We start from the raw sequence: 24956 nt of genomic DNA on the forward strand, positions 1-24956 counted from the left end.
GCGGCTCTACTTCTTTCCGGCTTGCTTCTTGGAGCGGTTCTTGCTCACGGGCTGCGTGCGCTGCACGGCCTTCTTCTCGACGAGGGTGACGTCGCCGGCGGCCGTGGTCTCCTCGACCAGCTTGCCCTTGCGGCGCAGGCGCTCCTCGCGGGCCTTGGCGGCCTCGCTGCCCGGGGTCGGCATGTTCCGGATGACGATGAACTGCTGGATCATCGTCCAGATGTTCGAGGTCAGCCAGTAGAACATCACGCCGAGGGGGAAGGCGAAGCCCGAGAAGGCGAAGACGAGGGGGAGGATGTAGAGCAGGATCCGCTGCTGCTTGAACGTCGGCGAGGCCTTCGCCTCGGGCGACATGTTCTTCGAGACGATCTGCAGCTGCGTGATGAACTGCGACGCCGTCATCAGGACGACCATGATCACCGCGATGATGATGACCGGCTCCTGGCCGCCCTCGGCGAGTGCGCCCTGGATCGACTGGTGCAGCGGTGCGACGCCGAAGAGGTTCGCCTCGCCGAACTGGCGGGCGAGCGTCTCGTCGAGCGGGCCCACGCCCTTCTGGCTGTGCTGCGCCGCGTTCAGCACCGAGAACAGGCTGAAGAAGATCGGCATCTGGATCAGCAGGGGCAGGCAGGAGGCGAGCGGGTTGGTGCCCGTCTTCTTGTAGAGCTCCATGGTCTCGCGGGACATCGCCTCGCGGGACAGCTGGTCGCGCTTGCCCTTGTACTTGTCCTGGATCTTCTTGAGCTGGGGTGCGACCTCGAGCATCCGGCGCTGGCTCTTGATCTGCTTGACGAAGATCGGGATGAGCGCGGCGCGGATGACGATGACCAGGCCGACGATCGAGAGGACCCAGGTGATTCCCGCGGCCGCCTCCATGCCGGTGAAGGTCAGCAGCTGGTGGAAGGCGACGAGGAGCAGCTCGACCACCCACTTGAGGGGCCAGAGGATCGTGCCGAGGAGGTCCATGGAGTGGGGTCAGTCCTTTCGAGGGCCCACGACGAACCCGGCTCGCGTCACGGCGAAGCGGGTCCGGCCGGAAGCCGGTCGGTGCAGGGGGATCGAGGTCGGGACGTCGTCGATGCCGCCGGCCGCCCACGGGTGGCAGCGGAGCAGACGGCGGGCCGCGAGGACGGAGCCGAGGACGAGCCCGTGGAGCTGGACCGCCTGGAGCGCGTACGCGGAGCACGAGGGGTAGTAACGGCAGACGTCCCCGTAGAGAGGGGACACGACCGCCCGGTAGACGATCAGGAGCAGGACGCCGATGTTCCGCGGCAGCAGGAGGATCGCCCACCCGAGCCGGGCGAACGGGGCCTCGCGGCGGGGGAGCACGGCGGTCACGAGGACGCCCCGCTCTTCCGCGCGGCTCGCGCCATCGCGGACCACACCTCGGAGCGCAGCTCCGACCAGGGGGCGTCGGCGCTGCCGGGCAGCGCGCGGACGACGACCTGGGTGCCGGGGTCGATCTCGGGGACGAGCTCGAACGCCACGGCCTTGAGCCGGCGGCGGACGGTGTTGCGCGTCACCGCGGTGCCGACCGTCTTGGCGACGATGAACCCGAACCGCGCCGGATCGCCCGCGGAGGACCGGCGGACATACGTGACGGTGTGCGGTCCTGTGGACCGCACACCGCGACGGACGACTGTCCGGTACTCGCCTCCGTGGACGATGCGATTGGCTCTGGCCAGCACCGCTGGTCGGTACCGCTCGCTGCTAGGCGGAGAGCTCGGTGCGCCCCTTGGCGCGGCGCGCGCTGAGGATGCCGCGGCCGGCACGGGTGCGCATGCGCAGACGGAAGCCGTGCACCTTGGCGCGACGACGGTTGTTCGGCTGGAAGGTTCGCTTGCTCATAATCAGATCTCCACGTACGTGTTCCGCGGCGCGAACCGGCACCACCCGCTCGGGCGGAGACTCGGATCCTCCGGGAAGAAGGGGTGCCCGGCTGCGGAATCCGCTCGGCCTGCGAGGGCCGCACGGACGACACCGGGCAGGCGTCAACTGATTTAAACTACGGCCTGTTCCGCCACCGGTCAAATGTGGACGGCGCGAAACCTCGATCATGCACACGGGACACGGGGTTCCGCGCATTGACACGCGGGTGTCGCTGTGGTGGATTTGTCTCCCGTCGGCTCCGTTCGTTACGGTGTTGAGCCGCAGTTATCCACAGGTGGGATCCGCGTCCTCCCGCGCCCGCACAGGCATCGCTCGAGGCCGGTGGACAACCCTGTGGAGAGAGCGGCACTCGAGACCCGGCTCCGCGCCCGGTCCGCGACGCCCCTGCAGCGGGCGGCGACGGGTACCGGCGGAGACGGCGATCCCGCAGCGACTTCACAGCGACAGCACCCAGGACCGGAGACAGATGGCAGACGACACGTCGATGGTCGACGCGTGGAACGTGATCCTCGGCGCACTGTCCCAGGACGAGCGGATCACCGCTCCCCTCTACGGGTTCGTCTCGCTCGTGGAGCCCAAGGGCATCATGGCGGGCACCTTCTACCTGGAGGTCCCGAACGAGTTCACCCGCGGGATGCTCGAGCAGCGCGTGCGCGTGCCCCTGCTCAGCGCGATCGGGACACTCGACGACTCCTTCGGCGTCACGACGTTCGCCTTCGTGGTGAACCCCGACATCGAGCACGAGCCCCTCAGCTCCCCGTCGTCGCAGGAGTCGATGAACCCGTTCGAGCCGATCACCGCCTCCTCGGCGACGGTCGCGCCGACCCGCGGGGTCGAGGAGCTGCGGACCGTGCCGGCGACCGACACCCGGCTGAACCCGAAGTACAGCTTCGACAACTTCGTCATCGGAGGCTCCAACCGGTTCGCGCACGCCGCGGCCGTCGCCGTCGCCGAGGCTCCCGCCAAGGCCTACAACCCGCTCTTCGTCTACGGCGACTCCGGGCTCGGCAAGACGCACCTCCTCCACGCCATCGGCCACTACGCGATGAGCCTCTACCCGGGGATCCGCGTGAGGTACGTCTCGAGCGAGGAGTTCACGAACGACTTCATCAACTCGATCGCGAACAACCGGGGCAACGCCTTCCACGGCCGCTACCGCAACGTCGACATCCTCCTGATCGACGACATCCAGTTCCTGCAGGGGAAGGCGGAGACGCAGGAGGCGTTCTTCCACACCTTCAACCAGCTGCACGACCACAACAAGCAGGTCGTGATCACGTCCGATCTGCCGCCGAAGGCCCTGACGGGCTTCGAGGACCGGATGCGCTCGCGCTTCGAGTGGGGCCTCATCACCGATGTGCAGGCTCCCGACCTCGAGACCCGCATCGCGATCCTCCGCAAGAAGGCGGTCAGCGAGAAGCTGCTCGTGCCCGACGACATCCTCGAGTTCATGGCGTCGAAGGTGTCGAGCAACATCCGCGAGCTCGAGGGCACGCTCATCCGCGTCACCGCGTTCGCGAGCCTGAACCGGACGCCGGTCGACATGTCGCTCGTGCAGACCGTGCTCAAGGACCTGATCACGCTCGACGAGGACAACGTCATCTCGCCGGTCGACATCATCAACCACACCGCGGACTACTTCAAGCTCACGGTCGACGACCTCTACGGCTCGTCGCGCTCGCAGGCCGTCGCCACCGCGCGCCAGATCGCCATGTACCTGTGCCGCGAGCTGACGAACCTCTCGCTGCCCAAGATCGGCCAGCTGTTCGGCAACCGCGACCACACCACGGTCATGTACGCGAACAAGAAGATCTCGGAGCTCATGAAGGAGCGCCGCAGCATCTACAACCAGGTCACCGAGCTGACCACCCGCATCAAGACGAACCGCTAGCCGGCAGTCGTACGGTCCCCGGGACCACCTGTCCCGGGTGGCGTGCCCCGGGATCCATCGGCGTCCGTGCGCGGTGGTCGGGTAGTCGCTCCCCTTTCCTCGTGTGAGGGGAGGGAGCGACGGGGATCGCGGCGCGAGCAGCAGGACGTCGGTGTCGGCGCGCGTGGAGGTCAGGCGAAGGCGCTGGCGGGGGTCTCGATACGGCTCGCTGGGGCTACTCGACCAGCATGAACCGCACGTGCTCAAGGGGTCCGGGTGAGCGGCTGAGCGGCCGGCGTGCGATCGGACGGGGTCGATCCGCCGTGCGACGGCCAGGAGAGCAGCGCAGGGGAGAGGGAGCGCGCATCGTCTTGCGCGCCGCTCGGACGGCGCGAGCCGCGTTCGACGGTCTCCGTCGTGACCCGGAGACGTCGTCGACGGACTCCTCGACCCACCAGGCGGGCCTCGGACACGCCGCCTCGCGCGCCTCGGAGGGCCGATTTCCACAGTGTGAGGAACCTGTGGATAACTGTGGACAACCGCCTCGGGACTGTGCGCCGGGAGAGCCCGCCTGTGGAGGGCGACAGGTCGGCCCGGATCGCTCCACAGGGCGTCCACGCGCCCGCTCACACTCCCTCCACAGGGGCGGGTCCCTCCGATCCCACCCAGGAGTAGGGGTCCGAAGCGTTTTCCACAGTTTCCACACGTGTTAACACTGTTAACGCAGTTCTCTCTTTAATGAAGCCTCGACCGGCAACCTCTCCACAGCGGCTCGGGAGTGCTCGGCGGTCCACCCCCTTCCGAGCTCGTCGAGCCCGGCGGGTACGATGGGCGACGGTCTTCGTCCGCGACTCGTCAGGGGTGTACTCGTGAGGTTCCAAGCCAACCGCGATGTCTTCAGCGAGGCGGTGTCCTTCGCGGTCAAGCTGCTTCCGCAGCGCACGACCCTGCCGATCCTCTCCGGAGTCCTCATCGAGGCGACCTCCGAGGGTCTGACGCTGTCCTCCTTCGACTACGAGGTGTCCGCGCAGACGCAGATCGCGGCCGACGTGGAGGAGACGGGGACCGTGCTCGTCTCGGGCCGTCTGCTCGCCGACATCGCGAACCGCCTCCCCAACGCTCCCGTGCGCATCGCCACGGAGGAGTCGCGCGTCTCGGTCTCGGCCGGCTCGGCGCACTTCACGCTCCTGCAGATGCCCGTGGAGGAGTACCCGAGCATCCCCGAGATCGACGCCTCCACCGGCCTCGTCCCGGCCGACGCCTTCGCGGCCGCCGTCTCGCAGGTGGCGGTAGCCGCCTCCCGCGACGACGTGACCCCCGTCATCACCGGCGTGCAGCTCGAGATCACCGAGAACACGATCGGCCTCGTCGCGACGGACCGCTACCGCGTCGCCGTCCGCGAGATCGACTGGGACAACGGGGACAACCCCGCGCCCACCCAGCCGCTCACCGCCCTCGTGCCCGCGCGCACGCTGCAGGAGGTCGGCAAGACCTTCGGCCACTCCGGCACCGTCTCCGTCGCGATCACCAACCGCGACGAGCGCGAGCTGATCGCCTTCACCGCGGACCGCAAGACCGTCACGTCGCTGCTGATCAAGGGCAACTTCCCGCCCGTGAAGCGCCTCTTCCCCGCCTCCGTCGAGAACTACGCGGTCATGTCGACCAGCGACCTCATCGAGGCCACCCGCCGCGTCTCGCTCGTGCTCGAGCGCGAGGCGGCCCTCCGCTTCAGCTTCAGCAGCGACGGCCTCACCCTCGAGGCCATCGGCTCCGAGCAGGCGCAGGCGTCCGAGAGCATCGACGCGATCGTGACCGGCGACGACGTGGTCGTCTCGCTCAAGCCGCAGTTCCTGCTCGACGGCCTCGCCGCCGTCCACTCGGAGTTCGTGCGCATCGCGTTCACGAAGACCGAGAACCCCAACAAGCCCGGCCCCGTCCTGATCACCGCGCAGACCTCGCGGGAGCAGCCCGGCAGCGACAGCTACCGCTACCTGCTCCAGCCCAACCTGCTGCTGCGCTGACCACTCCCCGGATCGCAGAGCCGCGACCGCCCCGCTCCCGACGAGCGCCCGCCCGCCGGACAACGAATCCAGGAAGGTTCACCATGCACATCGGACTCGTCGGCCTCGGCAAGATGGGCGACAACATGCGCTCCCGCCTCCGCTCCAAGGGGCTCGAGGTCACCGGCTACGACCGCAATCCCGACGTCTCGGACGCGGCCTCTCTCGACGAGATGATCGCCGCACTCCCCTCGCCCCGCATCGTCTGGGTGATGGTGCCGGCCGGCGAGATCACCGACGCGGTCGTCAAGGACCTGTCGGAGAAGCTCAGCGAGGGCGACCTCGTCATCGACGGCGGCAACTCCCGCTTCACCGAGGACTTCAAGCACGACGCGCTGCTGAAGCCCAAGGGCATCCACTACATCGACGCGGGCGTCTCCGGCGGCGTCTGGGGACTCCAGAACGGCTACGGCCTGATGGTCGGCGGCCCGAAGGAGCTCGTCGAGTACGCCATGCCCGTCTTCGACGCGCTGCGCCCCGAGGGCCCCCGCGAGGAGGGCTTCGTCCACGTCGGCGAGGTCGGCGCCGGCCACTACGCGAAGATGGTCCACAACGGCATCGAGTACGCCCTGATGCAGGCGTTCGCCGAGGGCTACGAGCTGCTCGAGACCCGCAGCGACATCATCAAGGACGTCACCGGCACCTTCAAGGCCTGGCAGCGCGGCACGGTCGTGCGCTCCTGGCTGCTCGAGCTCCTCGTCCGCGCCCTCGAGCAGGACCCGGACTTCAAGAACATCGAGGGCTACGTGCAGGACTCGGGCGAGGGCCGCTGGACCATCGAGGAGGCCATCAACAACGCCGTCCCGGTGCCCACGATCAGCGCCTCGATCTTCGCCCGCTTCGTCTCCCGCCAGGAGGACTCCCCCGCGATGAAGGCCGTCGCAGCGCTCCGCAACCAGTTCGGCGGGCACTCCGTCAAGGCCGTCGACTGAGTCGGCTGGTGAGGACTGCCTCCGGCAGTCCTCACGGCGGTCGGCTTCCGGAGGGGGGCGCGTTCCGCAGGGCCGGTGACGGACGGCGGACTGCGGCCCGCCGCCCCCGTGAGGCAGGGATGCTCTCACGGGGGCGGCGGGCCTCCGGCCGCCTCCACCTTGCTACCGACGTCGGGCGGCGAGCCTGCGGCCGCCTTCACGGGCGGGGACGGGGCTCGGCCGATCATGGTGAGCGAGTAGTGGCCCCGGAGGGGCGTATCGGGATCCGCGTCCCGGACGGTTCCGCCGCCGTGCCGGTCGAGTAGCCCGAAGGGGTGTGTCGAGACCGGGGGCGCAGGCCAGGCCGGCAGGGGGAGAGCGGACTGCAGGCGCCGGAGCGGGTGGATCGGCCGATCGGGACGGGCGAGGAGCCCGCAGGGGTGCAGGGAAGGCCCGCGACGACGGGTGGAGGAGAGGAGCGCGACGTGCAGGTGACGCAGCTGGCGCTCAGCGACTTCCGGAACTACGAGTCGGTCGACGTCGAGCTCGTGCCCGGACCGAACCTCTTCGTCGGCCGCAACGGCCAGGGCAAGACGAACCTCGTCGAATCGCTCGGCTACCTCTCCACCCTGGGCTCGCACCGCGTGTCGAGCGACCAGGCGCTCATCCGCGCCGGCCGGGACAGCGCCGTGGTGCGCGCCCGCCTCCGCAACGGCGAGCGCGACCTGCTGGCCGAGGTGCAGATCAACCGCTCCTCCCCCAACCGCGCGCAGATCAACCGCGGCGGGATCAAGCCGCGCGAGCTCCCCCGCTTCTTCTCCAGCGTCCTCTTCGCCCCGGAGGACCTCCTCCTCATCCGCGGCGACCCGTCGGCCCGCCGCCGCTTCCTCGACCAGCTGGTGATCCTCCGCTCCCCGCGGATGAGCGCCGTCCAGGCCGACTACGAGCGGGTGCTGCGCCAGCGCAACTCGCTGCTCAAGTCGGCGCGCGCGAGCGGCGTCCGCGACCCGTCGAAGCTCGGCACCCTCGACATCTGGGACGAGCGCCTGATCGCGCTCGGGACCGAGATCATGCAGTCGCGCCTCACCCTGGTGGAGGAGCTGAGCGGACCCGTGCGCGCCGCGTACGAGGCGGTCGCCGGTGCCGACCAGCGTCCGGTGCTCCGCTCCCGCCTGAGCATCGAGGGCGCGGTCGACGACGACGGCGAGCCCGTGGAGCAGCCGGGCGCCGCGTCACCGGCGGCGGGCGAGGGACTGGCGGAGGCGTTCGCGTCCGCCCTGGCCGGGGTGCGCCGCCGCGAGCTCGACCGGGGCGTCTCCCTCGTCGGCCCGCACCGCGACGACGTGCAGTTCGAGCTGAACGCGCTGCCGGCCAAGGGCTACGCCAGCCACGGCGAGAGCTGGTCGTTCGCGCTGGCGCTGAAGCTGGGCGCCGCGGAGCTGCTCCGGCGCGACTCCCCCATGGGCGATCCGGTGCTGATGCTCGACGACGTCTTCGCCGAGCTGGACGCGCGCCGGCGCGAGCGGCTCGCCTCGGTGGTCGCCGACTACGAGCAGGTCCTGATCACCGCGGCCGTCTTCGACGACGTCCCGGAGGCGCTGGCCGCGCACACCGTGCGGATCGAGGCCGGCCGGATCGTCGGCACGGGCGCCGCCGCCGCGCCGATCGCCGTGCCGGAGCCGACCGCACCCGACTCCGCCTCGTCCGATCCGGTGTCCTCCGACTCCCCTCCTCCCGGTCCCGAGTCCTCCCGCTCCTCTTCTCCCGATCCGGTCTCGTCCGACTCCCCTTCTCCTCGTGTCGTCTCCTCCGCCGCGGCCTCCTCCTCGGAGCCCGCGTCCCCAGCGCCGGCGTCCACAGATCCCGCGTCCCCGGAGCCGCCCGCCCCCGCCCCGTCGGAGCCGGCCGATGGCTGACTCCCCCCGCCGCGGAGCCCCCGCACCCGACTCCGAGGCCGCCCGCGTCTACCGCCACCTCAAGGAGGTGTTCGGCGCCGACGGCCCGCGCCGCATCCGGAAGACCGTCGAGCGCGCCGAGCCCAAGGGCGACGCGATCCCGTTCGGCAAGGGCCGCGACCCGCACGACCTCGGCGACGTCCTCGACTCCCTCACGGTGAAGCTCGGCTGGACGGCGCCGCTGGCGCAGGGCGACCTGATGTCGTCGTGGACGGCGATCGCCGGCGAGGAGACCGCGAAGCACTCGACTCCGGTGGGCGTCGTCGACGGCGTGCTGACGGTCGCGTGCGAGTCCACGGCGTGGTCGACGCAGCTCCGGCTGATGCGGATCGAGATCATGAACCACATCGCCGTGAACTTCCCCGACGCGGGCATCGCGTCGATCCGTTTCCAGGGCCCGGACGTCCCGAACTGGAAAAAGGGTCCCAGGTCGATTCCAGGGCGTGGTCCGCGCGACACCTACGGCTGAGGACGCATTTTCGGTCGACCGCCGATCTTTCGCGCCTCAGATCGCCGTCCAGCGCTTCGGATCGACCCGGCACGCGGTAGAATGGAGGGCCGCCGAACCGCAGTGACGCCGCCGCGCGGGCGATCTCCAGATCACCGTGCGCGTCGCGACGGACCGTCAGAGGAGAACTCCACAGCTATGACTCACGAGCCGAACGACTCCACGTCACCCGCAGCGAACGACCTGGACGCGAACGGCTCAGCAGCCCCCTCCGCTCCGCACGAGAGCATGTCGACCAAGTCGTCCGGCGACTACGGCGCGAACCAGATCCAGGTCCTCGAGGGCCTCGAGGCGGTCCGCAAGCGCCCCGGCATGTACATCGGATCCACGGGTCCGCGCGGTCTGCACCACCTGGTCTACGAGATCGTCGACAACGCCGTCGACGAGGCGCTCGCGGGCTACTGCGACAACATCGAGATCCTGATGCGCGCCGACGGAGGCGTCACCGTCTCCGACAACGGCCGCGGCATCCCGGTCGACATGCACCCGACCGAGGGCATCTCCACGGTCGAGCTGGTCCTCACCGTGCTGCACGCCGGCGGCAAGTTCGGCGGCGGCGGCTACGCGGTCTCCGGCGGCCTGCACGGCGTCGGCTCCTCCGTGGTCAACGCGCTGTCGACGCGACTCGACGTCGAGGTCAAGCGCCAGGGCGCCGTGTACCGGATGAGCTTCACCGACGGAGTGCCGGACGCCCCGCTCGAGAAGGGCGAGGCCAGCGACGAGACCGGCACGACGATCACCTTCTGGCCCAACGCCGGCATCTTCGAGACGGTCGAGTTCGACTACGAGACCCTGCGCGCGCGCTTCCAGCAGATGGCGTTCCTCAACAAGGGCCTGCGCATCGCGCTGACCGACCAGAACGAGGTCGAGTTCGAGGGGGAGGGCGAGAACGAGACCGAGGGCGACCGGACCGACGTCTTCCACTACGAGAAGGGCCTCGTCGACTACGTCGAGTACATCAACTCGCTGAAGAAGTCGGACCTCGTGCACTCCGAGATCATCGACTTCGAGTCCGAGGACACCGAGCGCCGCATCTCGCTCGAGGTCGCGATGCAGTGGACCACCGCCTACACCGAGAGCGTCCACACCTACGCCAACACCATCAACACCCACGAGGGCGGCACCCACGAGGAGGGCTTCCGCGCCGCGCTGACCACGCTGGTCAACCGCTACGCGCGCGCGAACAACCTGCTCAAGGAGAAGGACGAGAACCTCTCGGGCGACGACATCCGCGAGGGCCTCACCGCCGTCGTGTCGATCAAGCTCGGCGAGCCGCAGTTCGAGGGCCAGACCAAGACGAAGCTCGGCAACACCGAGGCGAAGGCGTTCGTGCAGCGCGTGGCCGGCGAGCAGCTGGCCGACTGGTTCGACCGCAACCCGAGCCAGGCGAAGGACATCATCCGCAAGGCGATCCAGGCGGCCTCGGCCCGCATGGCGGCGCGCAAGGCGCGCGAGACCGCCCGCCGCAAGGGCCTGCTCGAGGGCGGCGGCATGCCGGGCAAGCTCAAGGACTGCCAGTCCAAGGACCCGTCGATCTCCGAGATCTTCATCGTCGAGGGCGACTCGGCGGGCGGATCCGCGGTGCAGGGCCGCAACCCCGAGACGCAGGCGATCCTCCCCCTCCGCGGCAAGATCCTCAACGTCGAGAAGGCGCGGCTCGACCGTGCTCTCGGCAACAACGAGGTCCAGGCGATGATCACGGCGTTCGGCGCCGGCATCGGCGAGGACTTCAACCCCGACAAGGCGCGGTACCACAAGATCATCCTGATGGCCGACGCCGACGTCGACGGCCAGCACATCACGACGCTGCTGCTGACGCTCCTCTTCCGCTACATGCGCCCGCTGATCGACCTCGGCTACGTGTACCTCGCGCAGCCGCCGCTGTACCGCCTCAAGTGGTCGAACTCCCCGCACGAGTACGTCTACAGCGACCGCGAGCGCGACGCCCTGATCGCGCACGGCTCGGCGACCAACAAGCGCATGCCCAAGGAGAACGGCATCCAGCGCTACAAGGGCCTCGGCGAGATGGACTACAAGGAGCTGTGGGAGACCACGATGGATCCCGCCACGCGGACCCTCCTCCAGGTCACGCTCGACGACGCGGCCGCGGCCGACGAGATCTTCTCCACCCTCATGGGAGAGGACGTCGAGTCCCGCCGCTCCTTCATCCAGAAGAATGCGAAGGACGTGCGCTTCCTCGACATCTAGCTGTCGAGGAAACGGACGTCCTTCGAGAGGCGGCAGCCGGGCGGTCCAGTGGACCGCCCTCGCGACCACCTCGAACACGTGACGGCGGCCCTCGATGGGCCGCATCCTCGACCAGAACGCGACAGAGGCCCTCACCGGCCCGCACACCGACGACACACCTGACACCCAGCGCGACCGCCGCCCCCGCTCCTCCGGGGCACGGACCCACCTGAGAGACCAGAGACCATGGCAGAAGAACCCACCACCCCCACCGGCCCGGACGAGAGCGACGACATCGTCACCGAGACCGGTGTGGTGATCCACGGTCACGACAAGATCGAGCCGGTCGACCTGCAGCTCGAGATGCAGCGCTCCTACCTCGACTACGCGATGAGCGTCATCGTCGGGCGAGCCCTGCCGGAGGTGCGCGACGGCCTGAAGCCCGTGCACCGCCGCGTGATCTACGCCATGTACGACGGCGGCTACCGTCCCGACAAGGCGTTCTCGAAGTGCTCGCGCGTCGTCGGCGACGTGATGGGCCAGTTCCACCCGCACGGCGACTCCGCGATCTACGACGCGCTGGTCCGCCTGGTGCAGCCGTGGAGCCTCCGCTACCCGCTCGCGCTCGGGCAGGGCAACTTCGGCTCCCCCGGCAACGACGGCGCCGCCGCCCCCCGGTACACCGAGACCAAGATGGCGCCGCTCGCGCTCGAGATGGTCCGCGACATCGACAAGAACACCGTCGACTTCCAGGACAACTACGACGGCCGCACGCGCGAGCCGGCGATCCTGCCGGCCCGGTTCCCGAACCTGCTCGTCAACGGCTCCGTCGGCATCGCGGTCGGCATGGCGACCAACATCCCGCCGCACAACCTGCGCGAGGTCGCCGCCGGCGCCAAGTGGGCGCTCGAGAACCCCGACGCGACGCGCGAGGAGCTCCTCGAGGCGCTGCTGCAGCGGATCAAGGGACCCGACTTCCCCACCGGTGCGCAGATCCTCGGCGTCCGCGGCATCCAGGACGCGTACCGCACCGGCCGCGGCTCGATCACGATGCGCGCCGTCGTCTCCATCGAGGAGATCCAGGGCCGCACCTGCCTCGTCGTCACCGAGCTGCCGTACCAGGTGAACCCGGACAACCTGGCGATCAAGATCGCCGAGCTGGTCAAGGACGGGCGCGTCTCGGGCATCGCCGACATCCGCGACGAGACCTCCGGTCGCACCGGCCAGCGCCTCGTCGTCGTCCTCAAGCGCGACGCCGTGGCGAAGGTGGTGCTGAACAACCTCTACAAGCACACGCCGCTGCAGGAGAACTTCGGCGCGAACATGCTCGCGATCGTCGACGGCATCCCGCGCACGCTCTCGCTCGACGGCTTCATCCGCGCGTGGGTCGACCACCAGGTCGAGGTCATCGTGCGCCGCACCCAGTACCTCCTCGACGAGGCGGAGGCGCGGATCCACATCCTGCGCGGCTACCTCAAGGCGCTCGATGCGCTCGACGAGGTCATCGCCCTCATCCGCCGCTCCCCCACCGTGGAGGAGGCGCGCGACGGCCTGATGGAGCTGCTCGACATCGACGAGGTGCAGTCCCGCGCCATCCTCGACATGCAGCTGCGCCGCCTCGCGGCCCTCGAGCGCCAGAAGATCATCGACGAGCACGACCGGATCCAGGCCGAGATCGAGGACTACAAGTCGATCCTCGCGAGCCCGGAGCGCCAGCGCACGATCATCTCGGACGAGCTCGACGAGATCGTCGACCGCTTCGGCGACGACCGCCGCACCGAGATCCTCTTCGGGTTCGACGGTGACATGAGCGTCGAGGACCTGATCCCCGAGGAGGAGATGGTCGTCACCGTCACCCGCGGCGGCTACCTCAAGCGCACCCGGAGCGACTCCTACCGGGCGCAGCACCGCGGCGGCCGCGGCGTGCGCGGCGCGCAGCTGAAGGCCGACGACATCGTCGAGCACTTCTTCGTCACCACTACGCACCACTGGCTCCTGTTCTTCACGAACACCGGCCGCGTGTACCGCGCCAAGACCTACGAGCTGCAGGAGGCCGGCCGCGACGCCAAGGGCCAGCACATCGCGAACCTGCTCGCGCTCGAGCCGGGGGAGCAGATCGCGCAGATCCTCGACATCCGCGACTACGAGGCGGCCCGCTACCTCGTGCTCGCCACGCGCGACGGCCTCGTGAAGAAGACGGCCCTCTCGGAGTACGACACGAACCGCTCCGGCGGCATCATCGCGATCAAGCTGCGCGACGGCGACGAGCTCGTCTCGGCGCTCCTGGTCGAGGAGGACAGCGACGTGCTGCTGGTCTCCCGCAAGGGCATGTCGATCCGCTTCACCGCGTCCGACGAGGCGCTGCGTCCGATGGGCCGCTCCACCTCCGGAGTCCGCGGCATGTCGTTCCGCGGAGAGGACCGCCTCCTCGACGCCAACGTCGTCAGTGACGAGGGCTTCGTGTTCGTGGTCACCGAGGGCGGCTACGCCAAGCGCACCGCGGTCGACCAGTACCGCCTCCAGGGACGCGGCGGGCTGGGCATCAAGGTGGCCAAGCTGGAGGAGAAGCGCGGCGACCTCGTGGGCGCCATCATCACCGGAGAGGACGACGAGGTGCTCGTCGTGCTCGCCAGCGGCAAGGTGGTACGCTCTGCGGTGGCCGAGGTACCGGCCAAGGGTCGCGACACCATGGGAGTCGTCTTCGCACGATTCGCTGAGGACGACCGCATCATCGCACTCGCCAAGAACACCGAACGCAATCTCGACGCCCAGGACGAGGATCCCGACGCCGCGGCGCCGGCCGAGTCCGCCCCGGTGTCGGAGGAGGATGGGTCCGTAGATGAGTAGCACCGTCGCCGAGAAGCTCGCCAGGAAGTCCGCGAAGAGCCCGGCGGCGAAGCAGGTCCGCCTGAAGCTCGTCTACGTCGACTTCTGGTCGGCCGTGAAGCTCTCGTTCCTGCTGGGCCTGACGCTCGCGATCATCACGATCGTCGTCGTCTACCTGGTCTACACGGTCCTGGCCCAGACGGGAGTGTTCGACGAGGTCAACGGCCTCGTGCAGGACATCGCCGGCGCGGAGGCGTTCGACCTCAACACGATCATCTCGCTGCCGCAGGTCATGGGCTTCGCGATCGTCGTCGCGGTGCTGAACACCATCGTCACCACCGCGCTCGGCGCGATCGTGGCGCTGCTGTACAACCTCAGCGTCAAGATCACCGGCGGCCTCCTGGTGGGCTTCACCAACCAGTAGGGCGCACGGTCCGGCCGATTGGGATTCCTGCTCGATGTCGGGTAGAGTCTCCTCTGGCCATTCCGGGGGTATAGCTCAGGCGGTTAGAGCGCTTCACTGATAATGAAGAGGTCCCAGGTTCAAGTCCTGGTATCCCCACCCGGTCCGAACGGCCCGTCACCTCGCGGTGGCGGGCCGTTCGACTCTCGGAGACGGATCGCCCCGTCTCCGGCCCGGGGCCTTAGCTCAGTTGGTAGAGCGCCTGCTTTGCAAGCAGGATGTCAGGAGTTCGAATCTCCTAGGCTCCACACTTCCTCCCTCTCGCGGGTGCTTCCCCTTCGCCGGCCCTTCTGGTCCACCGGCGCACGGCACTCCGGGTCTTCCGCCGTCGCGGGGTCACCGTGTCGACGTCTTCGGCGGCCTCTCCTGTCGCCGACCGTGCGGTCCCCGCGATCGAGGTCGCCACTCGGACGGCCGAGCCGCCCGCTCAGCGGTCCACGCAGGCGAGGCCGAGGAACTGCTGGACCGAGAGGGTCTCGGACGTGCCGTCGCGGATGTCGCCGACGATGATCTCACCGACGGAGAGCGTGTCGAACTGCTCGGCCGTGAAGACGACCGGGCGGGCGAGCACGGAGCGGTCGGTCGCGTAGGCGCCCAGCGCGAGGTCGACGCCGAGCGGGAACCGCTCGATCACCGTGTCGGCCGGCCAGACCGTGGATCCGGAGAGGTCGGTCGCGCCCAGCTGCGTGACCGGGGACGGGGAGACCCAGCGGGTGACCCTCCGCAGCCCGTCGCCGATGGTCAGGGGAGCGGAGTCGGAGGCGGCGAGGTCGAGGCCGTCGACGGACCCCGAGCACACGACGACGACCCCGAGGACCTCGCCTCGCTCGCCGCCCCGTCCGAGCCCGACCGCGGCCGTGGTCACCGGCTCCTCGGAGGCGCATCCCGAGAGCGCGAGGGCGCCGAGCAGAGCGACGGTGCTCGCGAGCGCAGCGCGACGGTGCATGGGTCCTCCCGCGGCCACCCTACGCGGGCAGGGCGAGGGCCAGAGCGGCGAGAGCCTGCGGGAGGGAGGGGGCGCCCTCCGCCCGGAAGACCACCTCTCCGGCCGTGTCCCGCACGACGACCGTGGGCGTCGAGCGGATGCCGGCGGCCTCGGCCTCGACGGGGTGGAAGGCCACGTCGCGCTCGCGGATCTCGGCGGCAGGGACGAGCTCCGCGGCGCGCTCCAGCACCGAGCGCGCGGCATGGCAGGCGCCGCAGAAGGCGGAGGTGTAGAGCTCGACGATCACGACGAAGGGAACGCCGGGGCGCGGCCGGGGATTCCCGGGCACCGTCAGCGGAGGAGCCAGGCCTCGTTCATGGTGAGGGCCGCGTCGACGAGCTCGACGCGCTCCAGCTCCTCGACGTCGCTCAGGGGGAACCAGGCGGCGGCGTCCGTGGAGCCGTCCACCTCGTGCGTGAGCTCGCCGCCCACGATGCGGGCGCGGTAGACGACGCGGATGGCGTGCAGGGGGCCGGCTCCGGGATCGCTGCGCCGGTGCGCGGGTATCACGTGCGAGTCCACGCCGATGAGGGCCTCGAGCTCGGCACGGTAGCCCGTCTCCTCGAAGATCTCGCGGACCGCGGCGTCGGCGGGCGACTCGCCCTCGTCGATCCCGCCGCCCGGAAGCGTCCAGGCCGACCAGGGGCCTTGGCTCCAGTGCGCGAGCAGCATCCGCTCACCGTCGATGATCACGCCGTACGCGGCGACCCGGATGTCCACCGCAGAAGCCTAACCTGGGCATGCAAAGGAGCCGGACCCCCTGAGGGGCCCGGCTCCAGCGACGAGAACGTCAGGAAGCGGTCGAGGCCGCGTTCTGCGCGGCGCTCTGCGGCTCGTCCTCGGCGACCCACAGCTCGTCGTCGGCGCGGAACGTCTGCCAGACGGCGTAGCCGATGCCGCCGACGGCGACCAGCGCGGCGCCGATCGCGAAGACCGTCCCGACCTTGCTCTTCTTCTTCGGGGGAGTGGTGAGCTCCTCCCAGCGCGCCTTCGAGATCTCGGCGAGCTTCGCGCGGTTCTTCGAGTCCTTGGCGGCCTCGAAGGCGGCGGCGGCCGTGCCACCGACAGCGGCGAAGGTCGGGACGACCTTGTGCTTGTAGGCGTGGCGGGCCGAGGAGTACGTGCCCTCGACGGCCGAGACGCCGTTGTCGTAGACCGGCTTGACTCGCGAGTCGTACGTGTCCTTGACGAAGGGGACGAGCTCCTTCTTGGCGTACTTCGACGCGTGGCGGCGGCTCTTCTCGAGCACGGAGGCCGCGTGCGCCAGCACCTCCTGCTGCTCGCCCCAGACCGCCTCGGCGTTCTTGCGAAGACGCTTGAGGTCCTTCTTGTGCTTACGTGACAGACCCATGTTGGTCCTCCATCGGCTACGAGCAGCGAACGCCTCAATACTGCCACTCATCGATCGGCGTCCGCATCGCGCACCCAGCGCATTGACACCGGGCGTTGCAGGGGCCTACAGACGCGCTGTGCGAGAATCCGAGCATGCCTTTGCACACCGCAGTCGCGACGTTCCACACCAACAAGGGCGACATCGTCGTCAACCTCTACGGGAACCACGCTCCCAAGACGGTCCGCAACTTCGTCGGTCTCGCGACCGGCGACATCGAGTGGACCCACCCCGCCACGGGTGCGAAGACGAAGGAGCCGCTCTACAACGGCACCGTCTTCCACCGCATCATCCCCGACTTCATGCTCCAGGGCGGCGACCCGCTCGGTCAGGGCATCGGCGGCCCGGGGTACCAGTTCGACGACGAGATCAACTCGGAGCTCGACTTCACCCAGCCCTACATCCTCGCGATGGCGAACGCCGGCAAGCAGGCGGGCCGCGGCACCAACGGCTCGCAGTTCTTCATCACCGTGGCGCCGACCACCTGGCTCCAGGGCAAGCACACCATCTTCGGCGCCGTCGCCGACGAGGAGTCGAAGAAGCTCGTGCAGTCGCTCTCGGCTGTTCCCACCGACGGCCGTGACAAGCCGCTCGAGGACGTCGTGATCGAGAGCGTCGAGATCACCGAGGTCTGATCGCCTCATCCACCACTCATTCGAGGGCCGGGTCCGTCAGGGCCCGGCCCTCGTTCTCCCCGGAGGCACGTCCGTGACCCAGGTCCCGCCGAGCAGCACCTACTCCTGCTACCGACACCCCGACCGGCAGAGCTTCGTGCGCTGCCAGCGGTGCGGCCGCACCATCTGCGGCGAGTGCCAGACGCCCGCTCCAGTCGGCGTGATCTGCCCGGACGACATGGCGCAGCAGCGCGCCACCGCGCCGCGCACCCGCGGTCCCCTCCTCTCCCGCGTGCGGGCCATGACCCGCGCCGACCAGCCGACGGTGACCTACGCGATCATCGCGCTCTGCATCGTGCTGTGGATCGTCGAGATCCTCCCCTTCGTCGGCGGGCCGGCGGTCAACGCGCTCCTGTACGCCCCCGCCTACACGCTCCCCGGCTTCGGTGCCGGCTTCGAGCCGTGGCGGATGCTCACCTCGGTGTTCCTCCACAGCACGTCGCTCTTCATCGTCATCCCGTTCCACCTGGTGCTGAACATGTACACGCTGTGGGTGTTCGGCATGGTGCTCGAGCGGATGCTGGGCCGCGGGCGGTACCTCACCCTCTTCCTCCTGAGCGGTTTCGCCGGGTCGGTGGGCGTCCTGCTCCTCGCGAACCCGCTGACCCCGGTGATCGGCGCCTCCGGTGCGATCTTCGGGCTGATGGGCGCGTACCTGGTGATCCTCCGGCATCTGGGCGGTCAGGCGTCGCAGCTGCTGGTGCTGGTCGGACTGAACCTCGTCATCGGCTTCCTGCCCGGGATGAACGTGGCGTGGCAGGCGCACGTCGGCGGTCTGGTGGCCGGCGCGCTCATCGGGCTGGTCTTCACGAAGACCCGGCAGCGCGCCCAGCGGCGCACGCAGAACCTCCTCGTCGGGCTCATCGGAGTCGGACTGGTCGCGATCACCGCCGGCGCCTACGTCCTCGGCTGATCCCTCCCCCTCCCGCAGCGGCGGGTCCGGCAGTGCCTCGCGCACTCCCGGGCCCGCCGCTTCGTCGTTCCCGCGGTGACCGTCTCCACCGCTGTCCACAGGTGCTCTCAACAGGTGGGGAGGAAGTTATCCACAGAGTTGTTAACACTGGGGAGAACGTCCCGGGTGTCCTCCTCGGGAGGACGATCCGGGGACGGCGGCGCGTCCGAGGACCGGCGGACTGGTGCGGATCCGGGCCCTCCTCACCTCGAGCAGGCCAGCGCGGCGGAGACCGCGGAGTTCTCCACAGGAGATTCCACAGCTGGGGATAATTACAGCGGTGTAGTTCTCCGGCGGACGGCCACCAGGGCCGTCGCCTCACGGTCGTCGTCGCGGTGCAGCGAGGTGGCGAACCCGGCCGCCTGGAACGCCGAGGCACTCGCCGCGGCCTGATCCGCGCCGACCTCGATCACGACGACGCCGTGGGGTGCGAGCCACGCTCCCGCCTCCTGAGCGATGCGGCGGTGCAGGGCGAGCCCGTCCGACCCGCCGTCGAGCGTGAGCATCGGCTCGTGCACCCGGGCCTCCGGCGGCATGAGCGCGATCGCGGCGGTGGGGACGTAGGGGGCGTTGACGACGACGACGTCGATCCGCCCGCGCTCGCTCCCGGGGAGCGCGTCGAAGAGGTCGCCCTCGTGGACGTCGCCGCGGCCTGCGAGCGTGCGGCGCGCGCAGGCGACGGCGGCGGGGGAGAGGTCGGCCGCGAGCAGGCGGACGTCCGGCCGCTCCTCGGAGATCGACCGGGCGAGGGCGCCGGATCCGCAGCAGAGGTCGAGCACCACGGCGCCGTCCGGGAGGATCTCCAGGGCGCAGTCGACCAGCCATTCGGTGCGCATGCGGGGCACGAAGACGCCGGGTGCGACGGGGACGCGCAGGCCGCGGAAGGCGACCCAGCCGAGGATCTGCTCGAGGGGCTCGCCCGTCTCGCGGCGCCGGAGCAGCAGCTCGAGGTCGGAGGAGGAGTCGGCGGCCTCCTCGAGCAGGCCCGCCTCCTCCTCGGCGAAGACGCAGCCGGCGGTGCGCAGACGCTCCACCGACGACGAACGCCCCGTCGGCGGACCGGACGGGGCGTCGTTCACGACTGGGGGAGGCTCAGCGCCAGCGCGTCGTCATCAGGAAGCCGATGAACGCGATGCCGAAGCCGATCAGGATGTTGAGGTTGCCGAGATCGGGGATCGGCAGGGTGCCCTGGCTCACGTAGAAGACGATGATCCAGGCGAGTCCGAGCAGCATGAAGCCGAACATCACCGGCTTGAACCAGACCGGATTCGGTGCGTTCTCGCCGGTCCGGGCCTCGTCGCGCTCGGGCTTCGGGCTCTTCGTCGCTCGTGCCATGCCGACCACTGTACCTGGCGGAGGCTCCGGGCCGGGAGCGCCCGGGCTGCGCGGGTGCTGTGCGGACTCGCGGAGCGGCCGGTGCAGGCGCTCGAGTGGTCCCATCGGCCCTCCTCAGGCGGCGACTCGGGAGGGCTCTCCACAGGTCCGGATCATGCGCCACAGCCGGTCACGGCTCGCGCCTAGACTCGTCGCATGACCGCCCAGAACCCCGACGGGGCGGCTCTGCGGCCGCGAGCGAAGCGACGGAGGGCCCGCCCGGTCCGACGACTCTCGTTCTTCGGAGTCGTCGGCGAGCTCCTGATGACCGCCGGCGTCCTGGTCCTGCTCTTCCTGGCCTGGCAGCTCTGGTGGAACGACGCGGTGATCGCGGGCCGGCAGACGACGCAGGCGGCGGAGCTCCGCGAGACCTGGGGCGACTCCTCTCCGGCCCCGCAGCCGACCGAGGCCGCCCCGGCGGAGCCGGTCGTCGCGTCGGTCGCCGCCCTCGACACCTCCTTCGGCAACCTCTACATCCCCCGCTACGGCGAGGGGTGGGTGCGCACGATCGCCGAGGGCATCGACGCCGAGAACGTGCTCGACGAGGGGAGCATCGGCCACTACCCCGGGACGCAGATGCCCGGCCAGGCCGGCAACTTCGCGCTCGCCGCGCACCGCAGCGCGTACGGCGGAGGCATGCACTTGATCGACGAGCTCCAGCTCGGCGACCCGATCTACATCGAGACGGCGGACGGCTGGTACACCTACCGCTTCCGCAACCTCGAGTACGTCCAGCCCTCCGACGTCCAGGTGATCGACCCGGTCCCGTGGACTCCGGACGCGGCTCCGACCGACCGCCTGATCACGCTGACGAGCTGCAACCCGCTCTACTCGACGGCCGAGCGGATCATCGCGTACGGCGTCTTCGACTCGTTCCAGCCGCGGTCCGCGGGCGCCCCCGCCGAGATCACCGCCTCGCTGGCTCAGGAGGGCTGACCGTGTACGCAGCGCTGTGGCGTCTTCTGCCCGGGCCGTGGTGGGTCCGGCTCCTGATCGTCCTCGTCCTCGTCGCGGCGGTCCTGGTCGCGCTCGACGAGTGGGTGTTCCCCTGGGTGCAGTCGCTCGTGCTCGACCGGAACGTGACCGTCGGCTCGTGACCGCCGGCGCGGCCCCGCGGATCCTGGTCGTCGACCACCACGACAGCTTCGTCTTCACGCTCGTCTCGTATCTCCGCGAGCTCGGTGCCGAGGTCGACGTGGTCGAGGGCGACGACCTCGGCACGACGGCGCTCCTGGCTCGCGCGGAGGAGGCGGACGGAGTCCTGGTCTCACCCGGGCCGGGCCGTCCCGGGGACGTCCCCGCGTCGACGGCGCTCGTGCAGCGGGCGGAGGCGACCGGGCGGCCGCTGCTCGGAGTCTGCCTCGGCCACCAGGTGCTCGCCCACGCTCTCGGTGCCCGCGTCACGGAGGCGCCGGAGCTGCTGCACGGCCGGACGTCCGCGGTCCTCCACGACGGAGATCCGCTCTTCGACGGCCTGCCCTCCGGATTCGCCGCGATGCGGTACCACTCGCTCGCGGTCGACGGTGAGAGCCTTCCCGAGGAGCTGCGGGTGACGGCGCGGACACCGGAGGGAGTGGTCATGGCCGTCCGGCACCGGAGTGCTCCGCTCGTGGGCGTGCAGTTCCATCCGGAGTCGGTCCTCACCGAGGGCGGGCGGCGCCTTCTCGAGAACTGGCTGCGCGAGGTGAGGCCGGGCGGAGCGTCCGTATCGGCCGACGACACGCCCGGACTCTCGATCCCGGCTCGATGAATTGGAATTCGCCGGGCTTATCGGGCTCGTTATCGAGTCGAGAGCATTGAGAATGATCAGCGACCACCGTCCCCCGAACGGGGATGCCGCCCTGAGCGCGTTCTCACGTAGAAATCCGCCATCTGACGGCTAAATGACGGCGGGCGGAGGAGAACGCCGCGACAGGGTATGAGCGTGACCTTGTCCACCCCCTTGCGCACCCCCCGATCAGGTGGCGGGATTTGACGGGCTCCCGGCGGAGGATGCGGCCCCTTTTCGCTGCATAATCAGAGGGCGTCGACAGGGGGTCGGCGCCACAAGAGAAGTCCGGGGGGACCAGATGGTCGCATCGATCTCCTGGGCTTTCTCGGGAATCCGAGAGCTCGAGAATCTCGGACCGCGCATCGTCGTCAAACCCGGCACCGTTCCGAGCATCACCGGTTCGGGATTCGGCACCGCCGATCTGAGCGTCGTGCTGATGACGGTCTCGCCGCTGCGCGTCCTCCGCGGGACGTGGCCGGCCGACGACACCTCCTTCCTCACTTTCAGCTTCCTCATCGACGGCTTCGTGCGCATGGTCGCCCCGGACCGAACGGTGCTGCTGCGTCCGGGCTCGATCTCGTACCAGCAGGGGACGACGACGTTCACGACCGAGTCGACGACTCCGGCCACGATCCTCCACCTCTCGCTGCGCGCCGACGAGATGCGCCGCTACGGCTTCGACACGTCGGCCCCGGTCTACGCGCTCGACCCCGACGCCCGGTCCACCCGCGCCGCATACGCCTTCACGACCGCCTTCGCCCTCGCGGCGGAGTCCGGGACGGGGCTGCCCGGCGAGGGCGAGGTCACCGGCTTCGCCCACGTTGTCAAGCAGCTCCTCACCAGCGCGTTCCTCGCGGCGGCGAGCTCGCAGCCCGGCACCACGAGCGTGCGAGCCGCCACGCTAGGGCGCGCGCGCACGGTCATCGACCGGACGCACCGCACGCCGCGCTGCACTCCGGAGGCGGTGGCCGACGCGGTCAACGTGTCCACCCGCTCCCTCCAGCGGCTCTTCGAGGATGCGGGCACCACGGTCGCGAGCGAGATCGAGCGATCCCGGGTCGCCAGCGCCGTGGAGCTCCTGCGCCGCCGCCCGCGGGAGGTCCCGCTCGAGGCGATCGCCGCCGCGTCCGGATTCTCCTCGGCGGACCACCTCCGCCGTGCGCTCAAGCGCCGCGAGGGGCTCACCCCGAGCGACATCCGCGGCAGGATCGCGCGCCCCGCCGATGGATCGGCAGCCGGCGAGGTCGTGCGGCTCCAGCCCCCGCTCGCCGACGCGCGCAGGGCCTAGCCGTTCAGCTCGGGGCCGTCGGCCCCCGTGGAGCATCGAACCCGACGAGCAACGTCCGGACGAGCCCTTCTCGGCGCGCAGAGCAGCGACCCGGCCTCCACTGGGCACCGTCGGCCGACGCCGCAGCCGCAGCGGGCTGCAGGCCGGGTCAGCCCGCGCAGTATCCGAGCTGGACGGTCGATCCCTGCGGGACGTCGCCCGGAGCCAGGGACTGGGTCGTGATGGGCGGGTTCGCCCGGGTTGCGTCGCAGGTCTCGTCCGGGACCTCGACCCCCACGAGCTGCAGCTTCTCGGAGGCGACGGTGGCCAGTGCGCTGCTGAGGGACGTCCCGACGAGGTCGGGGAGCGTGACCTGGCCGGAGGAGACGGTGAGGTCGACCGGCGTGCCCGGGGCGACCTGCTGTCCCGCTCCGGGGGAGGCGGAGAGCACGACGTCGCCCGGGACGGTCGGCGAGTTCTCGCGGGTCTGGGAGCCCTCGACGAAGCCGACGGCGGTGAGCGCGTCGATGGCCTCGGCGAGGCTCTGCCCGACGGTGTCCGGCACGGCGACGGGCTGCGGGCCCTGGGACACGACGATGCGGATGACCGTCTCGGGTGCGACGATCGTGCCCGAGCCCGGATCCGTGCGGATCACCTCGCCCTCGGGGACGGTCGAGCTGTACTCCGCGACCTGGCTCGGCACGAGATCGAGCTCGGTCAGGGTCGACTGGGCGCTGTCGTAGGTGGTCTCGGTGAGGGTGGGGACCTCGCGCGACTGCGACGGCAGCGTGGACGCGGGCTGGAGCGTCAGCACCCAGATCACGAGTGCGGCGACGATCACGGCCAGCACGACGATCGAGGACCAGATCCAGAGGACCGGCGGGCGGCGCTGGGTGCGGACGATCGAGTTGTCCTCGGCCAGCTGGCGGAGGGCGAGCTCGGAGTCGTTGACTCCACCCTGGCTGCGGGCCGCGAAGAGCGAGGTGGTCAGCTCGTCGATCGGGCGGTGGTCGGGGAGGCGTCCGGCGGCGGCGTCGCGCAGGTCGTCGCGGAACTCCGCAGCTCCCTGGAAGCGCTCGTAGCGGTCCTTCGAGAGTGCTCGGGCGACGACCGCGTCGAGTGCGGGGGTGACGGCCGGGTTGATGGAGCTCGGCGCCGGCGGCGTCTCGCTGACGTGCTGGTAGGCGACGGCCACCGGGGTGTCGCCGCGGAAGGGCGCACGGCCGGTGAGGAGCTCGAAGAGCACGATGCCGGCGGAGTAGAGGTCGCTGCGGGCGTCGACCTGCTCGCCCTTCGCCTGCTCGGGGGAGAAGTAGGCCGCGGTGCCGAGGATCGCCGTGGTCTGAGCGACCGTGGCGGCGGAGTCGGAGACGGCGCGGGCGATCCCGAAGTCCATTACCTTCACCTGGCCCGACGGGGTCAGCATGATGTTGCCGGGCTTGATGTCGCGGTGGACGACGCCTGCGCGGTGCGAGTACTCGAGGGCGGTGAGGATGCCCTCCGTGATGCGGACGGCCTCGTCCACGTCGAGGGGGCCCTCGGCGATCAGGTCCTTGAGGAGGCGGCCCTCGATGTGCTCCATGACGATGAAGGGCCGGCGCGACTCGGCGCCGTTGTCGTCGAGCGAGACCTCCTCGCCCGCGTCGAAGACCCGGACGATCGTGGGGTGCGACATGCGCGACGCGGACTGCGCCTCCTGCCGGAACCGCAGGCGGAAGGCGGAGTCGGAGGAGAGGGAGAGCTTCAGCTCCTTGATGGCGACGGTGCGGCCGAGCCGGGTGTCGGTGCCGAGGTACACCTCGGACATCCCGCCGCGGCCGAGCCGGGGCCCGACCTGGTACCGTCCCGCGATCAGGCGACCCTCATCCGTCAC

Annotated in this window: 24 protein-coding genes, 2 tRNA genes and 1 pseudogene; 16 read left to right on the plus strand and 11 right to left on the minus strand. The window is 70.0% G+C overall.

The features are described 5' to 3' along the window. Positions 1 to 6: 6 nt before the first annotated feature. From yidC to rpmH, 4 genes are read right to left on the minus strand one after another with little or no spacing between them, the layout of a single operon-like run. Entirely contained in the window at positions 7 to 966 is a 960-nt protein-coding gene (yidC, locus tag C5C30_RS03410; RefSeq protein WP_104222681.1) for a membrane protein insertase YidC, read from the minus strand. Positions 967 to 975: 9 nt separating this feature from the next. After that, positions 976 to 1329, minus strand: coding sequence for a membrane protein insertion efficiency factor YidD (yidD, locus tag C5C30_RS03415; protein WP_244230695.1), 354 nt, complete (start codon positions 1327 to 1329; stop codon positions 976 to 978). Positions 1330 to 1334: 5 nt separating this feature from the next. After that, entirely contained in the window at positions 1335 to 1688 is a 354-nt protein-coding gene (gene rnpA, locus C5C30_RS03420; protein ID WP_104222680.1) for a ribonuclease P protein component, read from the minus strand. 22 nt (positions 1689 to 1710) lie between these two features. Beyond that, complete coding sequence (rpmH, locus tag C5C30_RS03425; protein ID WP_055784512.1) at positions 1711 to 1848, minus strand: 50S ribosomal protein L34; 138 nt, start codon at positions 1846 to 1848, stop codon at positions 1711 to 1713. Between the two features lie 628 nt (positions 1849 to 2476). Here rpmH and dnaA point away from each other — a divergent pair. The 10 genes and pseudogenes from dnaA (at position 2477) to C5C30_RS03475 (ending at position 14918) form a co-directional block, all read left to right on the plus strand. Next, a complete protein-coding gene (gene dnaA / locus C5C30_RS03430; protein WP_374952921.1) occupies positions 2477 to 3781 on the plus strand; it encodes a chromosomal replication initiator protein DnaA in 1305 nt (434 codons plus the stop codon). Positions 3782 to 4629: 848 nt separating this feature from the next. After that, positions 4630 to 5781: a DNA polymerase III subunit beta gene (gene dnaN / locus C5C30_RS03435; protein ID WP_104222678.1), complete on the plus strand. Its 1152-nt coding sequence runs from the start codon at positions 4630 to 4632 to the stop codon at positions 5779 to 5781. A gap of 83 nt (positions 5782 to 5864) precedes the next feature. After that, positions 5865 to 6752, plus strand: a complete 888-nt coding sequence (gnd, locus tag C5C30_RS03440) for a phosphogluconate dehydrogenase (NAD(+)-dependent, decarboxylating) (protein WP_104222677.1) — start codon at positions 5865 to 5867, stop codon at positions 6750 to 6752. A gap of 464 nt (positions 6753 to 7216) precedes the next feature. Continuing rightward, positions 7217 to 8377, plus strand: a pseudogene (gene recF / locus C5C30_RS03445) (DNA replication/repair protein RecF); the annotation flags it as partial. 262 nt (positions 8378 to 8639) lie between these two features. Beyond that, positions 8640 to 9155: a DUF721 domain-containing protein gene (locus tag C5C30_RS03450; protein WP_104237766.1), complete on the plus strand. Its 516-nt coding sequence runs from the start codon at positions 8640 to 8642 to the stop codon at positions 9153 to 9155. A gap of 267 nt (positions 9156 to 9422) precedes the next feature. Then, positions 9423 to 11402 carry a DNA topoisomerase (ATP-hydrolyzing) subunit B gene (gyrB, locus tag C5C30_RS03455; protein WP_208543372.1) on the plus strand — a complete coding sequence of 660 codons (1980 nt, stop codon included), beginning with the start codon at positions 9423 to 9425 and terminating at the stop codon, positions 11400 to 11402. A 225-nt stretch (positions 11403 to 11627) separates the two neighbouring features. Then, on the plus strand, positions 11628 to 14228 hold the full coding sequence (gene gyrA / locus C5C30_RS03460; RefSeq protein ID WP_104222674.1) for a DNA gyrase subunit A: 2601 nt from the start codon (positions 11628 to 11630) through the stop codon (positions 14226 to 14228). Continuing rightward, positions 14221 to 14631 carry a DUF3566 domain-containing protein gene (locus C5C30_RS03465; protein ID WP_104222673.1) on the plus strand — a complete coding sequence of 137 codons (411 nt, stop codon included), beginning with the start codon at positions 14221 to 14223 and terminating at the stop codon, positions 14629 to 14631. The genes gyrA and C5C30_RS03465 overlap by 8 nt, the downstream gene beginning before the upstream one ends. A gap of 64 nt (positions 14632 to 14695) precedes the next feature. Next, positions 14696 to 14769: transfer RNA gene (locus tag C5C30_RS03470), tRNA-Ile, on the plus strand. A 76-nt stretch (positions 14770 to 14845) separates the two neighbouring features. Then, positions 14846 to 14918, plus strand: a tRNA-Ala gene (locus C5C30_RS03475). Between the two features lie 179 nt (positions 14919 to 15097). On the opposite strand, the gene C5C30_RS03480 is transcribed toward C5C30_RS03475, so the two are convergent. The 4 genes from C5C30_RS03480 to C5C30_RS03495 all read right to left on the minus strand — a co-directional run bounded on the left by C5C30_RS03480 (position 15098) and on the right by C5C30_RS03495 (position 17006). Further along, positions 15098 to 15616, minus strand: coding sequence for a hypothetical protein (locus tag C5C30_RS03480; protein WP_104225785.1), 519 nt, complete (start codon positions 15614 to 15616; stop codon positions 15098 to 15100). A gap of 19 nt (positions 15617 to 15635) precedes the next feature. Then, positions 15636 to 15944, minus strand: a complete 309-nt coding sequence (locus tag C5C30_RS03485) for a thioredoxin family protein (RefSeq protein WP_258059325.1) — start codon at positions 15942 to 15944, stop codon at positions 15636 to 15638. 2 nt (positions 15945 to 15946) lie between these two features. Further along, positions 15947 to 16375, minus strand: a complete 429-nt coding sequence (locus tag C5C30_RS03490) for an NUDIX hydrolase (RefSeq protein ID WP_104288510.1) — start codon at positions 16373 to 16375, stop codon at positions 15947 to 15949. Between the two features lie 70 nt (positions 16376 to 16445). Continuing rightward, a complete protein-coding gene (locus C5C30_RS03495) occupies positions 16446 to 17006 on the minus strand; it encodes a hypothetical protein (RefSeq protein ID WP_104247539.1) in 561 nt (186 codons plus the stop codon). Between the two features lie 134 nt (positions 17007 to 17140). On the opposite strand from C5C30_RS03495, the gene C5C30_RS03500 reads away from it, so the two are divergent. Next, positions 17141 to 17680, plus strand: coding sequence for a peptidylprolyl isomerase (locus C5C30_RS03500; protein ID WP_104222669.1), 540 nt, complete (start codon positions 17141 to 17143; stop codon positions 17678 to 17680). Positions 17681 to 17753: 73 nt separating this feature from the next. Further along, positions 17754 to 18632, plus strand: coding sequence for a rhomboid family intramembrane serine protease (locus C5C30_RS03505; RefSeq protein WP_104222668.1), 879 nt, complete (start codon positions 17754 to 17756; stop codon positions 18630 to 18632). A 311-nt stretch (positions 18633 to 18943) separates the two neighbouring features. On the opposite strand, the gene C5C30_RS03510 is transcribed toward C5C30_RS03505, so the two are convergent. Both C5C30_RS03510 and C5C30_RS03515 read right to left on the minus strand, forming a co-directional pair. Continuing rightward, positions 18944 to 19750, minus strand: coding sequence for a putative protein N(5)-glutamine methyltransferase (locus C5C30_RS03510; RefSeq protein WP_219812629.1), 807 nt, complete (start codon positions 19748 to 19750; stop codon positions 18944 to 18946). Positions 19751 to 19763: 13 nt separating this feature from the next. Continuing rightward, on the minus strand, positions 19764 to 20006 hold the full coding sequence (locus C5C30_RS03515) for a cell division protein CrgA (protein ID WP_104222667.1): 243 nt from the start codon (positions 20004 to 20006) through the stop codon (positions 19764 to 19766). Between the two features lie 195 nt (positions 20007 to 20201). Here C5C30_RS03515 and C5C30_RS03520 point away from each other — a divergent pair, with 195 nt between their 5' ends. The 4 genes from C5C30_RS03520 to C5C30_RS03530 all read left to right on the plus strand — a co-directional run bounded on the left by C5C30_RS03520 (position 20202) and on the right by C5C30_RS03530 (position 23104). Further along, a complete protein-coding gene (locus tag C5C30_RS03520; protein ID WP_104333189.1) occupies positions 20202 to 20981 on the plus strand; it encodes a class E sortase in 780 nt (259 codons plus the stop codon). Positions 20982 to 20983: 2 nt separating this feature from the next. After that, positions 20984 to 21142 carry a hypothetical protein gene (locus C5C30_RS17530; RefSeq protein WP_167299010.1) on the plus strand — a complete coding sequence of 53 codons (159 nt, stop codon included), beginning with the start codon at positions 20984 to 20986 and terminating at the stop codon, positions 21140 to 21142. Then, positions 21139 to 21795, plus strand: a complete 657-nt coding sequence (locus tag C5C30_RS03525; protein WP_104262581.1) for an aminodeoxychorismate/anthranilate synthase component II — start codon at positions 21139 to 21141, stop codon at positions 21793 to 21795. The genes C5C30_RS17530 and C5C30_RS03525 overlap by 4 nt, the downstream gene beginning before the upstream one ends. Positions 21796 to 22114: 319 nt before the next feature. After that, positions 22115 to 23104, plus strand: a complete 990-nt coding sequence (locus C5C30_RS03530; RefSeq protein ID WP_104222664.1) for a helix-turn-helix domain-containing protein — start codon at positions 22115 to 22117, stop codon at positions 23102 to 23104. A 148-nt stretch (positions 23105 to 23252) separates the two neighbouring features. Here the strand turns inward: C5C30_RS03530 and pknB are convergent, their stop codons facing one another. Beyond that, positions 23253 to 24956 carry a Stk1 family PASTA domain-containing Ser/Thr kinase gene (gene pknB / locus C5C30_RS03535; protein WP_104333208.1) on the minus strand — a complete coding sequence of 568 codons (1704 nt, stop codon included), beginning with the start codon at positions 24954 to 24956 and terminating at the stop codon, positions 23253 to 23255.

This window comes from Rathayibacter sp. AY2B5, from assembly GCF_002931645.1.
In the GTDB taxonomy this organism is placed as follows: domain Bacteria; phylum Actinomycetota; class Actinomycetes; order Actinomycetales; family Microbacteriaceae; genus Rathayibacter.